The organism is Parasphingomonas caseinilytica, assembly GCF_036663755.1.
Classification (GTDB): Bacteria; Pseudomonadota; Alphaproteobacteria; order Sphingomonadales; family Sphingomonadaceae; genus Sphingomonas.
The window spans coordinates 1-13,403 of sequence record NZ_JAXOJL010000002.1; the positions used below are offsets into that span (position 1 = coordinate 1).

A 13,403-nucleotide genomic window follows, 5' to 3' on the forward strand; every position below is an offset into this window, starting at 1 on the left:
TCCTGCGGCTCGACCCGCATTCCCGCCCCCCCGCCCGTTTTCACCCCCAGGAGGGGTGCTCGGGGTGGTTTGGGGGTCAGACCCCCCTAACCCCCCCCCCCTTCGGGGGTGGGGTTGGGGGGGGGCCGAGCCGCAGAAACTTGCGCTGCCGACTGAGGCACGGCCCCACCCCCGGCCCCTCCCCTGAAGGGGAGGGGGGAAGAAGATGGCACACCGCCACTCACCGCGCCGCCTCGATCCCGGCAGCCAGCCCGGCCGCCCATTTCGTGATATCGCCAGCGCCAAGGCACACCACCATGTCTCCGGCCTGCACCACACCCGCCAGCGCCACGGCCAGTGCACCAGCATCCGCCACGGTCGCCGCCGAGCGATGCCCGCGCCGCTTCAGCCCCTCGACCAGCGCCTCCGCATCGACACCCTCGATCGGTGCCTCGCCCGCCGCATAGACCGGCGTGACCAGCACCATATCGGCATCGTTGAACGCCTGCTGGAAGTCCTCCATCAGATTGCCGAGCCGGGTGTAGCGATGGGGCTGCACCACCGCGATCACGCGGTTCTGCACGCCCTCGCGCGCCGCCGCCAGCACTGCGCGGATTTCGACCGGATGGTGTCCGTAATCGTCGATGATCGTGACGATACCGCCGTCCAGCGCGATCTCTCCGACATTGGTGAAGCGCCGCTTCACCCCGCCGAACTTGGCGAACCCGGTACAGATCGTCGCGTCCGGAATGTTCATTTCCAGCGCCACGCCGATCGCCGACAGCGCGTTCTGCACGTTGTGTCGCCCCGGCATCGGCAGTTCGATCCGCTCGATCGTCCGCACCGATCCGTCGCGCGAGCGCACCACCGCGTCGAAGCGGTTGCCGCCCGGAATCGGCGTCACGTTCACGCCGCGCACGTCCGCCTGCGCCGCGAATCCGTACGTAACCACCCGCCGGTCGCGCACCCGCGGGATGATCGCCTGCACTTCCGGGTGATCGAGGCACAGCAACGCCGCGCCATAGAAGGGCACGTTCTCGACGAACTCGACGAACGCATCCTTCACCGCATCGAACGACCCGTAATGATCGAGATGTTCGGGATCGATATTGGTGACCACCGCAATCGTGCCGTCCAAACGCAGGAAGCTGCCGTCGCTCTCGTCTGCCTCGACCACCATCCAGTCGCTCGCGCCCAGCCGCGCGTTCGATCCATAGCTGTTGATGATCCCGCCATTGATCACGGTCGGGTCCACGCCGCCTGCATCGAGCAGCGCCGCAATCATGCTCGTCGTCGTCGTCTTACCGTGCGTGCCCGCCACCGCGACGGTCGATTTCAGCCGCATCAATTCCGCCAGCATCTCAGCACGCCGCACCACCGGGATACGCCGCTCCAGCGCCGCCTCGACCTCCGGGTTGCTGCGCACGATCGCGGTGGACGTCACCACCACTGCCGCATCGCCGATATTCTCGGCGGCATGGCCGATCGCGACGCGGATGCCCTTGTCGCGCAGGCCCTGCACGACATAGCCCTCGGCCACGTCCGATCCCTGCACGTCATAGCCGAGATTTTTCATCACCTCGGCAATGCCGGACATGCCGATCCCGCCGATGCCGACAAAGTGGATCGTTCCGATGTCGGTTGCCACGCCCCTCATGCGAAGCTCGGCTTTCCGGCCGGCAACGGCACGCCGATCGGCATGGTGCCCAGCGGTGCATCGAGACTCTCGACCAGATCGGCAAGATCACGCGCCGCATCGGGCCGCCCGCAACTCCTCGCCCGCCCAGCAGCATTCTGCAACGCCGACGGATCGAGCCCCAGCCGCTGCATCTGCTTCGCCAGTTCCACCGGCGTGAACGCCGGCTGCGCGATCGTCCGCGCCCCGCCCGCCTCGGTCATTTCTTTCGCGTTCGCCGTCTGGTGATCGTCGGTTGCGCTCGGCAGCGGCACCAGGATCGCGGGACGCCCTGCACAGGTCAGTTCCGCTAGCGTCGAAGCCCCCGCCCGCGCGATCACCAGATGCGCCCAAGCCAGTTGCTCCGGCATATCGGGCAGATAGGTCGCCAGTTCCGCTGCGATCGACAACTCAGCATATTTGGCCCGCGCGGCATCGATATCCTCGATCCGCGCCTGATGCGTCACCTGCAAGCGCCGCCGGAACGCGACCGGCAGCAGTGACAGGCCATCGGGCACCACCTGGCTCAACACGCTCGCACCCTGGCTCCCGCCCGTCACCAGCACGCGGAAGATGCCGTCCTCCTCCAGCAGCGGATAAGGCTGCGATCTGAGCGCCAGCACCGCGTCGCGCACCGGATTGCCTACGAGATGCGCCTTGCCGCGATACTTGTCCTTCAGCCGCGCGACATTGGCATAGGAGGTGGCGATCGCATCCACCTTGCCAGCGACCAGCCGATTGACCCGGCCCAGCACCGCATTCTGTTCATGTATCGCGGTCGGGACGCCGGCCTTGAACGCCGCCAGCAACGCCGGCAGCGCGGGGTATCCGCCGAAGCCGATCACCGCCGCCGGCTTTTGGTGCCGGTACAATTCGATCGCCTGTGCGCGACCCTCGATCATCGCCTTCGCCGCCTTGGCCCAGCCGATCGGTCCGCCTGCCAGCCGCCCGGCGGGCAGCACATGCGTCTGCACCTTGTCGAATAGGCCCGGAAACCGCACGCCGCGATCGTCGCTGATCAGCGAGACGTGATGCCCCCGCCGCCCAAGCTCCGCCGCCAGCGACGCCGCCGGCACCATGTGCCCGCCGGTGCCGCCCGCCGCCAAAACGAAATGCTTTTGACCAGTCATTCGCCGCTCCAACGCGCGATATAGGGGGAGCGGGATACGAAGGGGTTTCGCCGCGTGAATGCAAGCAGCAATCCCATGCCGATCGACAGCGCGATCATCGACGATCCGCCGTATGAAATGAACGGCAAGGTCATGCCCTTACTGGGCGCCATGCCGGTATTCACGCACATGCTGATCAGCGCCTGTGCCCCGAATTGGGTCGCCAGACCGGCGGCGGCGTACAGACGAAACTCGTCCTGCTCGTTCAGCAGCTTCACGAACACGCGCACCACGATCGCCAGAAACAGGATCGCGATCACCGCGCAGGCGACCAGCCCGAATTCCTCGCCGATCACCGAGAAGATATAGTCGGTATGCCCCTCCGGCAGGCGGAACTTCATCGTGCCACCGCCCGGCCCCGTGCCGCGCCAGCCGCCATTGGTGATCGTGTTGTACGCCGCATTGGTCTGGAAATTGTCCGATCCGCCTTCCGCACCCGGGAACAGGAATGCATCGATCCGCACTCGCGCGGTATCGTAGAACAGATAGGCGGCCATCAGCCCGATCGGCACGCACCCGATCAGCGCCGCCATCGTCCTCACCGGCGTGCCCGAAATCATCAGCAGCGCGATCCACACCGAGCAGAACACTACCGTCTGCCCGAAATCGGGCTGCAGCATCAGCAGCATCGCGACGAACGCGGTGAGCGCGCCAGTGATCAACACGACCGGCAATTGCTCGTCCTGCGCCCGCATCGACAGCAACCACGCGGTGGTGACGATGAAGCAGGGCTTCAGGAATTCGGACGGCTGGAGCAGAGACAGCCCGAAATCGAGCCAGCGCGTCGCGCCGTTGCGCGTCACCCCAATGAACGGCACCGCGATCAGCAGCAACAGGCAGATCACCGTGCCGATCAGCGCCATCCGCCGCGCGGCGGACACGGGCAGCATCGAGGTGACGAACAGCACCGGCAACGACACGCCGACCCAGCCCAATTGCCACCACAGATAATAAAGCGGCGCAATATGATGCTTGTCGCCCGAATAACGCTGCGCCGCCGACGGGCTGGCCGCGCCGACCGCGACCAGCCCGATCGCGATCAGCAGCAATGCGAGCAGTAACAGCACCCGGTCGATATCCCAGAACCACATGCCGAGTGCGGAACGATCGCCCCGTCCGCCACGGCCCTTCATCCGGCTCCACACGCCGCTGCCCTGCGAAGAACTCTGCGCGCGCATATCGGTCATGCCAAAGCCTCCACCGCGTGCCGGAATTGGTCGCCGCGATCCTCGAAATCGCGAAACTGGTCGAACGACGCGCAGGCCGGGGAGAGCAACACCGTCTCACCAGGCTTCGCCTGCGCCGCCGCGCTGGTCACGGCCGCCGCCAGCGTGCCGCTTTCCTCGACCGGCATCCGGCCCTTCAAAATCCCGGCGAATTTCGGCCCCGCCGCTCCGATCGTGTAAGCGCGCACGACATGTCCGAAGCTAGGCGCGCAGGCATCGAGATCGTCACTCTTCGATTGCCCGCCAAGGATCCAATGCACCCGATCGAACGCCGCCAGCGCGGGCGCAGCGGACTCGGGGTTGGTCGCCTTGCTGTCGTTGACGAAGGCGACGTCGTTTTTGGTGGCGACGAGTTCCATGCGGTGCGGCAGGCCGGTGAAGGTGCGGAGGCCGACTTTGATGATCTCGACATCAACTCCAAGAATATCGCACACTTCGATCGCAGCACGCGCGTTTCGCAGATTGTGCGGCCCTTGCAATGATGGCCAATCCTTCTGTTCGCGCTTGTTCATCCCCTTGAAATCCAGCGCGTCTTCAATGAAACTTACAGTAACCCCCGGCCCGCCTTCGAGCACATTGTCCTCTGCGGCTGACAAAACATCGACTACCGCGTTATGCTCCTTGGACTGCATCGAGAATAAGCGTGCTTTAGACGCGGCATACGCGGCATAGCCATCATACCGATCGAGATGATCCGGCGTGATGTTGAGCAACACCGCGACATCGCAGTCGAGGGTCCGCGTCAGGTCGATCTGATAGCTCGACAGTTCCAGCACATAGACGCCGCCTTCCGGCAGCGGCTCCTGCTCCAGAATCGGCAGGCCGATATTCCCGCCCAGCCGCGATGGCACCCCCGCCGTCTGAAGGATGTGGTGGATCAACGAGACGGTGGTCGATTTGCCGTTGGTCCCTGTAACGCCGACTACCTTATGCGTCGGCAGCCCCGCCCGCGCTTGGGCGAACAATTCGATGTCGCCGATGATCGGCACCCCCGCCGCCCGCGCCTTAGCGGCGATCGGGTGCCGGTTGAGCGGCACGCCCGGCGACACAACCAACGCATCGAAGCCCGCGAGGTCGATCTCTTCCGGGTCGGCGAAACTCAAAAGCCCCTCCCCTTCAGGGGAGGGGTTGGGGTGGGGCCGTGCGGCAGGGATGGTCTCTGCGAGGCTTCCCCCACCCCAGCCCCTCCCCTGAAGAGGAGGGGCTTGAAGAAGAAGTTCCCGCTTCGCCGCATCCGAATCCCAAGCCACGACCTCGGCGCCCGACGCCACCAACGAGCGCACAGTCGCAGCCCCAGACCGCGCCAGCCCCAGCACCGCAAAGCGTTTCCCGCGCCAGAGCTCGCTCGTGATCACCGCAGCTTCAACGTCGACAGCCCGGCCAGCGCCAGCACGAACGCGATGATCCAGAAGCGGATCACCACCGTCGCCTCAGCCCAGCCGAGTTGTTCGAAATGGTGGTGGATCGGTGCCATCTTGAACACGCGCTTGCCGGTGCGCTTGTAGAAGAACACCTGGATGATCACCGACAGTGCCTCCATCACGAACAGCCCGCCGATGATGCCCAGCACGATCTCGTGATGCGCCACCACCGCGATCGCGCCCAGCGCCCCGCCCAATGCCAAACTTCCGGTATCGCCCATGAACACTGCTGCCGGCGGCGCGTTGAACCACAGAAAGGCCAGCCCCGCCCCCACGATCGCCCCGCAGAAGATCGCCAGCTCGCCCGCCCCCTTGACGTGCGGAATGCCCAGATATCCGGCGAATTTGATGTTGCCCGCCAGATACACGATGATCATGAACGCGACCGAGGCGATGATCACCGGCATCGTCGCGAGGCCATCCAGCCCGTCGGTCAGATTCACCGCATTGCCGAACGAAACTATCGTGAACGCCGCGAACAGGATGTAGAAATAGCCCAGATCGATCGACACGCTGCTGAAGAACGGCACGTACAGGTGCGTTCCGTTCTCGCCGATGATGATCCAGCTGGCGATACCGGCAATCAGGAACTCGCCGATCAGCCGCGTCCGCCCCGAAACGCCCGCGGTGCTGGCTTTGCGCACCTTGTCGTAATCGTCGAGGAACCCGATCGCACCGAAGCCCAAGGTCACGAACAGGCACGCCCAGACGAACGGATTGCGCAGGTCCATCCACACCAGGATCGACAGGCACATGCTGGTCAGGATCATCAGCCCGCCCATCGTCGGCGTGCCGCGCTTGGCGAGGTGGGTCTGCGGCCCGTCGGCACGAATCGGCTGGCCCCGGCCCTGCCGCACGCGCAGCCACCCGATGAAGCGCGGGCCGATGATCAACCCGACGATCAGCGCCATCGTCACCGCCCCGCCGGTCCGCACCGATTGGTAGCGGATCAGGTTGAGCAGCCCCGGAAAGCCCAGATGTTCGGCGATGAAATAGAGCATTATGCTGTCCCGCTCTTCAGGCCCGCGACCAACGCCGCCAGCCCTACGCCGTTCGATCCCTTGATGAGCACCGCATCGCCCGGTGCCAGTATTTCAAGCAAGCTTGTCCGGGCGGCGGCGGCATCCGCCACATGGACGAATTGCACGCGCCCCTCAAGCGCTTCCGCTAGCGCAGCCATCTCCGGGCCGACCAATACGGCGTGGGAAATGCCCGCTTCGGCGACGGGATCAGCCAGCGCGGCGTGATAACCCGCACTGCCATCGCCCAGTTCGCGCATCTCGCCCAGCACCGCGATCTTCCGCGCCGCCCCCTCCGCGCCCAGCACGGCGAGCGTCGCGCGCATCGAGGCGGGATTGGCGTTGTAACTCTCGTCGATCACTAATGCTTCGCCGCCTGCGACGTTCGCCATGAACCGCGCGCCCCGCCCCTGCAAACCACCGAGTTCGGCAAGTGCAAGGCCCGCCATGCCGAGATCGCCGCCCACCGCATCCACCGCCGCCAGCACGCCCAGCGCGTTGGACACCCAGTGCATGCCCGGCTGCGCCATCGTGAAGCTCAGCTCGCGTTCGCCCACCCGCGCCGTCACGAACGTCGCACCGGTCGCCAGCCGCATCGCCTCTATCGCCCGCACATCGGCACCGGCTTCGAGACCGAACGTCACGATTCTGGCGGCATAAGGCTCGGCATGGCCGATCAGCCGGTCGCGGTGCGGGCTGTCATACGGAATGATCGCCACCCCGCCCGGCTCCAGCCCGGCGAAGATCTCGCCCTTGGCATCGGCAATCGCACTTTCGTCCGGGAAGAATGCGGTATGCGCGGGCGCGATCGCCGTCACCATCGCGACATGCGGGCGCACCAGGCTGGTCAGGTGCGCCAGTTCGCCGGCATGGTTCATGCCCATTTCCAGCACCGCGAATTGCGACTCTGCCGGCATCCGCGCAAGGCTCAGCGGCACGCCGACATGATTGTTGTAGCTCTTCACCGAACGATGCGCCGCCCCCGGCTGCGCCCGGTCGAGCGCCGCGAACAAAGCTTCCTTCGTACTTGTCTTCCCGACCGACCCCGTCACGCCGATGATCTTCGCGGCGGTACGCGCGCGAGCGGCGATAGCGAGCGCCTCAAGCGCGGCGAACGTATCGGCCACGCGAACGTGCGGGTGTGCGCTATCCTCGGAAACGATCGCCCCCGCCGCGCCACGCTCGAACGCCTGGGTCAGGAAGCGATGGCCGTCGGTAGCCTCACCCGTCAGCGCCACGAACAGATCGCCAGGCCCCACTTCGCGCGAATCGAACGTCACGCCAGTCGCGGCGAACGGCGCAGACGCAACGCCACCGGTTGCAGCCGCGATGTCGGAAGAGGTCCAGAGACTCTTCATAGCCCCTCCCCTTCAGGGAAGGGGTTGGGGTGGGGAAGTGGGATCAGATACGCCAGTTGGTTTCCAACGCACGGCCCCACCCCAACCCCTCCCCTAAAGGGGAGGGGCTCAAGAAGACCTACCAAACTCACGCCGCCATCTCCCGCGCCACGGACACATCATCGAACGGCAACACCAGATCGCCGACGATCTGCCCCTGCTCATGCCCTTTGCCCGCAACCAGCACGATATCCTGCGGACCCGCCATACCGATAGCAGCGCCGATCGCCTCACGCCGGGACCCGATCTCCATCGCCCCCGGTGCGCCATCCATCACCATCGCGCGAATGGCCGCCGCATCCTCGCCACGCGGATTGTCATCCGTCACGATCACCACGTCCGCCATCGCCGAAGCAATCGCGCCCATCGCGGAACGCTTGCCCTGGTCGCGATCTCCGCCCGCGCCGAACACCACGATCAGCCGCCCCTTCGCATGCGGCGTCAATGCCGAGATCGCCGCCTCCAGCGCATCCGGCGTGTGCGCATAATCGACATAGACCGGCGCGCCCGAGCGGCAGATCACCGCGCGTTCCAGCCGCCCGCGTACCGGCTGCAGCCGCGCCACCGCCGCCAGCGTCGCCGCAACCTCGCCACCCGTCGCGATCACCAGCCCGGCGGACACAAGCGCGTTCGCCGCCTGATACGCGCCGATCAGCGGCAAATTCACCTTATGCGACTTGCCATCGGCCTCGATCACCAGCCCCTGCCCCAGCAGAGTCGGATCGCGCGACACCAGCTTCAGCGTCTCGCCCTGCGTCCCGACCGAAAGCACCCGCACCCCGCGCGCTGCGGCGATCTCCATCACTTTCGCCGACCAGGGATCGTCGGCCCACACCACCGCCGCGCCGTCCGCCGCGACCACTTCCAAAAACAGTCGCGCCTTGGCGTCGAAATACGATTCCATCGTGCCGTGATAATCGAGGTGATCGCGCGACAGGTTGGTGAACGCCGCCGCCCGCACCGGCAGACCCTCGGTGCGATATTGGTCCAACCCATGCGAGGATGCCTCGAACGCAACATGGCTCACACCCTCGCGCGCCAGCCCTGCCGTGTTCGACAGGAACGTCACCACATCCGGCGTGGTCAGCCCGGTCGATACGCGATCGTCCCCGGTCGTCACGCCCAGCGTACCGATCGACGCGGCATGGAACCCCGCCATGCGCCACAATTGCCGCGTCATCTCGACACAGCTCGTCTTGCCGTTGGTCCCCGTCACCGCAACCGCGACGGCGGGGAACGGCGCGAAGAACTTCGCCGCTAGGCCGGCGAACGCCTTGCGCGGATTCGCGTCGGCGATATGCACCGCGCCCTGCACGACAGCTTCAAGCCGCGCGACCACCGCAATCGCCCCGGCCTTCACCGCATCGGCGATGTAATCCTCGCCATTCACCTTGGCACCTTCGAACGCGCCGAACACGCAGCCGTCCGCCACCTTGCGATGGTCGATCGCGAAGCCGCTGACCGTGTCGGTCTCGCCGGCACCTGTCAGCTGGCCCAACTTCATTGCGCGTCTACCGTTCGCTCGCCGGGGGCCTGCCACAGCAAGGGCAGCAGATCGGATTCGTCGATATCGAGCGTCGTATCGGGGATCACCCCGAGCAGCCCGCCGACCCGCGAAATCACACGACCCACGACCGGCGCCGCATTCCAGGCCGCGGTCTTCCATCCGCCCGTTTCCTTCGTGCCCTGGGGCGAATCGAGCATCGCCAACACCACGTAACGCGGACGATCGATTGGGAACGCAGCGACGAACGTCGCCATATTGCGCGACCGATCATACCCGCCCGCAGTCGGCACTTCGCCGGTTCCGGTCTTGCCTGCGACGCGATAGCCAGGTGCTTCACCCTTGCGACCGGTGCCCTTCAGCACGATCAGACGCAGCATCTGGCGCATGCGGTAGCTCGTCGCATCGCTGATCACCTTACGGCCCGCCGCAACGGGATGCCCCGGCCCCACTTTCAGCAGCGTGGATGGACGCCACGTGCCGCCGTTGACTAGGGCCGCATAGGACGCGGCCAATTGCAGCGGGGTGATCGCGATTCCGTGGCCAAAGCCCGTGGTCATGGTGGTGGTTCGAGCCCAGAATTTGGGCCATAGCGGCCGCCCCTTTTCGCGCAGCTCGATATCGGGCTTCGTGTCCAGCCCCAGCCGACGGAACATGGTCTGCATGCGCTGCGGCCCGATTTCGTCCGCGATCCGCGCGGTGGCGACGTTCGACGAATAGATCAGCGTCTCGGGCATGTTCAGCCAGCGCTTGGGATCGCCCGCCTCGTCGTGGATCGTGAACCGCCCCACCTTGAGCGGTGCGGTTGCGTCGAACCGCCGGCTGATGTCCTTCACCACCCCGAACTCGATCGCTGCGGCCACCGTGATCGGCTTGAACGTCGAGCCAAGCTCGTACACGCTCTGCGTCGTATTGTTGCGCAATTGCTCGCTGCCCGAAAGACCGACCCGGTTGGGGTTGAACACGGGCAACGACACCATCGAGATGACCTCGCCCGTATTCGCATCGAGCACGATGCCGGCTGCGCCGCGCGCCGAGAAGGTCGTCATCGCCGCACCCAATTCGCTCTCCATCGCGGCCTGGACGCGATAGTCGATCGACAGCGCGAGCGGCGTGCCGCGCTGCGCCGGATCGGTCAGGCGCGCCTCGAACGCGCGCTCGATCCCGCCCTGCCCCTCGATGATGCGCTGGTCATCCTTGTTATGACCCAGATATCCCAGCACGTGCGCCGCCATCGTCGATTGCGGGTACAGCCGCTCGGCTTCCTTCTCAAACGTCAGCGCCGGCTCGCCCAGCGCATGCACCTGGGTCACCAGCGATGGGGAAACATGGTGTTCCAGATACGTGAAGTTCACGTCCATCGTCAGCCGCTGGTAGAAATACTCCGCATCATGGCCCGGAATCAGCTGGGCCAGCTTTTCGGCGATCTCGCGCTTGTCACCCAGGATCTTGCCCGGGTGCACGCCGATGCCCCATGCCTCGATCGTGCGCGCCAGCGGCTCGCCGTTGCGATCGACGATATCCGCCCGGCTCCAATTCTCGCCGATCACCGCCATATGCGAGCTACCGGAATCGGACACGAACGCCAACGCAGTCAGCCGGATCAGCACGACGATGATCGCCGCCGTGAACAGCAGCAGCAGGATCATCAGACGCATATGTGCCGTCTGGATCAGCGCATGGCGCTGCCCCGCTGGCCGGCGGCCCGGCATGGGACGGGCGACCACGACGCTCAATGCAGGCGTCGCGTTTCTGCGTTCGCGCCGCTGGTCAGATCGCCGAGCATCGAATCGCTCAGCAGCTTGCGGTCGAGCATTGCCACCGTCTGGGTCTTGATCGCCTGCATGCGCGGACGGGTCACGGCGGCGGTCTTCACCATCGCCGCATCATGCGCGATCGCCGGCACGGCGCGCGTCGTGGTCACGACGGCGGCCATCGCCACCGGAGCCTGCGCGGCAGGAGCCGGCGTCGCGGCGACCGCAACGGCCGGTCCGCCGGCCTGCGACGGCACGATCGCCGACGCCATCCGCACGTCGGCCCCCGCGGCATTGCCGTTCAGCGGACGGTGGAAATCGAGCGACGCCAGCGCCGCTTCGTCGCGCACATATTGCGCGGCGACCGGTGCGGACAGGCGCAGCGTATCGCCGTTCCACTTCTCCAGCTGCGCGATGTTCGATCGCGTCTCGAACTCGGTCTCCAGCGCGCGGATATCGCGCTCGGCCTGCGCGACCTCGCTGGTGGTCGTGTCCAGCTTCTTGCGCTCGGCGGCGACATGCAGCGGCACGATCAGCACACTGAGGGCCATCGCTACGCCAATCCCGAACCAGACCAGCATCTTCCACGCAAGCGCGATCATTTTCGTACTCCTACACTGGTCCAGGGTGCGGCCGACGTCCGCTTCGCCACCCGCAACGTCGCCGATCGCGCCCGCGGGTTGCGCGCGATCTCCTCGTCACCGGCGCGGATGGCGCGGGCGACCTGTTCGAAACTCGGCGCGGCAGCCGCCTTCACCTCGGGCATGTGCCGCGATCCCGACGGCAGCGATCCGCTGCGCTCCTTCAGGAAACGCTTCACCATCCGGTCTTCGCCCGAATGGAAGGTGATCACGGCCAGCGTCCCGCCCGGCTTCAGCACGCGCTCGGCAGCGGCGAGACCGTCGGCCAGTTCGCCCAGCTCGCGATTCACCTCGATCCGCAGCGCCTGGAAGGTCCGCGTCGCCGGGTCCTTCTTGTCATGCGGTTTGTAACCCAGCGCCCGTCGCACGACATGCGCCAGCTCCGCCGTGCGCGTGATCGGGCGCGCCGCGACGATGAACTGCGCCACCCGGCGCGAGCGCGGCTCGTCGCCATATTCGTACAGCACGTCGGCGATGTCGCTCTCGTCGGCGGTGTTGACGAAATCGGCAGCGGTAGGTCCCTCCTGGCTCATCCGCATGTCCAGCGGACCGTCCGATTGGAAACTGAAGCCGCGCTCCGCCTGGTCGAGCTGCATCGACGACACGCCGATATCCATCGTCACGCCGTCCACCGGCACCGCATTGCGCGCCGCCAGTTCCGCTTCCATCGCGGAGAAGGTCGCCGGCACGAGCGTCAGCGTATCGTATTCGGCTTCCAGCGCACGCCCCGCCGCGATCGCGTCGGGATCGCGATCGAAGGCGTAGACGCTTGCGCCCGCCGCCAGCATCCCGCGCGTATACCCGCCCGCCCCGAAGGTCGCATCGACATGCGTCTCGCCGGGGGCAATGGCGAGCGCATCGAGCATTTCGGTGTACAGCACGGGGATGTGCGGGGCGTCGGCATAAGGGATCACAGGACGATCCCCTTCTGCTTGCAGTGATAACGGCATGCCGCCTGCATCACCGGATCGACATCGCTCGCCGCCATCAGCGTCTTCGGGTCCCAGATCTCGATCCAGTCCATCGTGCCCCAGAAGAACGCAGTCTCGTCGATCCCGGCATAATCGCGCGGGAAGCCGGGCATGATGAAGCGGCCGCTGCCGTCGAACGGCACCGCTTCGCCGCTCGCGCCGCGACGCTTGAAATTATAGTTCGGCTCGCCGTCCTCGCCGGTGTGCAGCGCCTCGCGTGCATCCAGCTTCGCCTTCAGGATCGCGACATAGGCCGGATCGTAGGCGCGCAGGCAGGTGTGCTTGGGATGGACGCCGACGATGACGGTGCCGCCATCCTTGCCATCGGCGCGTGGGCTGTTCGCCGCCAGCGCCTGGCGGAGGGACGCAGGGATGGCACACCGGCCCTTGTCGTCGACAAGGCCGATACCGTCTCCCTGATAGTCCACCCGTTCGCCCACGCCGTCCCCACACTAGCGGGCATGACTCTCCCGTTCCCGAAAACGACGCTGAGTCGATTCCCGGTTCCTGACTGGCGCAGGCGAAAGAGTATGCCCCTCTATATAAAGATGGTTATCTTGGGTTAACCGGGGATTCAAGGGGAAACCCGGGGACCAAGGGGGATTTGCGGCTATCTGTCGCTAATTAACACCAATTATATCGCACCC

The 13,403-nt window shown here is 65.9% G+C and carries 11 protein-coding genes; all 11 read right to left on the bottom strand.

Going from position 1 to position 13,403, the window contains the following annotated elements; translation table 11 throughout:
* Positions 1-220: 220 nt before the first annotated feature.
* Entirely contained in the window at positions 221-1,636 is a 1,416-nt protein-coding gene (gene murC, locus U1738_RS06475; protein WP_332788236.1) for a UDP-N-acetylmuramate--L-alanine ligase, read from the bottom strand.
* Complete coding sequence (gene murG, locus U1738_RS06480; RefSeq protein WP_332788237.1) at positions 1,633-2,784, bottom strand: undecaprenyldiphospho-muramoylpentapeptide beta-N-acetylglucosaminyltransferase; 1,152 nt, start codon at positions 2,782-2,784, stop codon at positions 1,633-1,635. Before murG ends, murC begins: the two co-directional genes overlap by 4 nt.
* The gene (locus tag U1738_RS06485) at positions 2,781-4,010 is read right to left on the bottom strand and encodes an FtsW/RodA/SpoVE family cell cycle protein (protein ID WP_332788238.1); all 1,230 of its coding nucleotides are present in this window, start codon (positions 4,008-4,010) and stop codon (positions 2,781-2,783) included. The genes murG and U1738_RS06485 overlap by 4 nt, the downstream gene beginning before the upstream one ends.
* A complete protein-coding gene (murD, locus tag U1738_RS06490) occupies positions 4,007-5,404 on the bottom strand; it encodes a UDP-N-acetylmuramoyl-L-alanine--D-glutamate ligase (RefSeq protein ID WP_332788239.1) in 1,398 nt (465 codons plus the stop codon). The genes U1738_RS06485 and murD overlap by 4 nt, the downstream gene beginning before the upstream one ends.
* A complete protein-coding gene (gene mraY / locus U1738_RS06495; protein WP_332788240.1) occupies positions 5,401-6,471 on the bottom strand; it encodes a phospho-N-acetylmuramoyl-pentapeptide-transferase in 1,071 nt (356 codons plus the stop codon). Before mraY ends, murD begins: the two co-directional genes overlap by 4 nt.
* On the bottom strand, positions 6,471-7,847 hold the full coding sequence (locus tag U1738_RS06500; RefSeq protein WP_332788241.1) for a UDP-N-acetylmuramoyl-tripeptide--D-alanyl-D-alanine ligase: 1,377 nt from the start codon (positions 7,845-7,847) through the stop codon (positions 6,471-6,473). The genes mraY and U1738_RS06500 overlap by 1 nt, the downstream gene beginning before the upstream one ends.
* A gap of 127 nt (positions 7,848-7,974) precedes the next feature.
* Positions 7,975-9,390 (bottom strand): UDP-N-acetylmuramoyl-L-alanyl-D-glutamate--2,6-diaminopimelate ligase, encoded by a 1,416-nt coding sequence (locus U1738_RS06505; RefSeq protein WP_332788242.1) that lies wholly within the window; start codon positions 9,388-9,390, stop codon positions 7,975-7,977.
* The gene (locus U1738_RS06510) at positions 9,387-11,126 is read right to left on the bottom strand and encodes a peptidoglycan D,D-transpeptidase FtsI family protein (RefSeq protein ID WP_443026987.1); all 1,740 of its coding nucleotides are present in this window, start codon (positions 11,124-11,126) and stop codon (positions 9,387-9,389) included. Before U1738_RS06510 ends, U1738_RS06505 begins: the two co-directional genes overlap by 4 nt.
* Positions 11,123-11,746, bottom strand: coding sequence for a hypothetical protein (locus tag U1738_RS06515; RefSeq protein WP_332788244.1), 624 nt, complete (start codon positions 11,744-11,746; stop codon positions 11,123-11,125). The genes U1738_RS06510 and U1738_RS06515 overlap by 4 nt, the downstream gene beginning before the upstream one ends.
* The gene (rsmH, locus tag U1738_RS06520) at positions 11,743-12,699 is read right to left on the bottom strand and encodes a 16S rRNA (cytosine(1402)-N(4))-methyltransferase RsmH (protein WP_332788245.1); all 957 of its coding nucleotides are present in this window, start codon (positions 12,697-12,699) and stop codon (positions 11,743-11,745) included. The genes U1738_RS06515 and rsmH overlap by 4 nt, the downstream gene beginning before the upstream one ends.
* The gene (locus U1738_RS06525) at positions 12,696-13,196 is read right to left on the bottom strand and encodes a division/cell wall cluster transcriptional repressor MraZ (RefSeq protein ID WP_332788246.1); all 501 of its coding nucleotides are present in this window, start codon (positions 13,194-13,196) and stop codon (positions 12,696-12,698) included. The genes rsmH and U1738_RS06525 overlap by 4 nt, the downstream gene beginning before the upstream one ends.
* Positions 13,197-13,403 lie beyond the last annotated feature (207 nt).

What these genes read in the sequence shown, in the direction of transcription:
- murC (WP_332788236.1), bottom strand. Translation starts at nt 1,636, where the DNA reads ATGAGGGGCGTGGCAACCGACATCGGAACGATCCACTTTGTCGGCATC.
- murG (WP_332788237.1), bottom strand. Translation starts at nt 2,784, where the DNA reads ATGACTGGTCAAAAGCATTTCGTTTTGGCGGCGGGCGGCACCGGCGGG.
- U1738_RS06485 (WP_332788238.1), bottom strand. Translation starts at nt 4,010, where the DNA reads ATGACCGATATGCGCGCGCAGAGTTCTTCGCAGGGCAGCGGCGTGTGG.
- mraY (WP_332788240.1), bottom strand. Translation starts at nt 6,471, where the DNA reads ATGCTCTATTTCATCGCCGAACATCTGGGCTTTCCGGGGCTGCTCAAC.
- U1738_RS06500 (WP_332788241.1), bottom strand. Translation starts at nt 7,847, where the DNA reads ATGAAGAGTCTCTGGACCTCTTCCGACATCGCGGCTGCAACCGGTGGC.
- U1738_RS06505 (WP_332788242.1), bottom strand. Translation starts at nt 9,390, where the DNA reads ATGAAGTTGGGCCAGCTGACAGGTGCCGGCGAGACCGACACGGTCAGC.
- U1738_RS06515 (WP_332788244.1), bottom strand. Translation starts at nt 11,746, where the DNA reads ATGATCGCGCTTGCGTGGAAGATGCTGGTCTGGTTCGGGATTGGCGTA.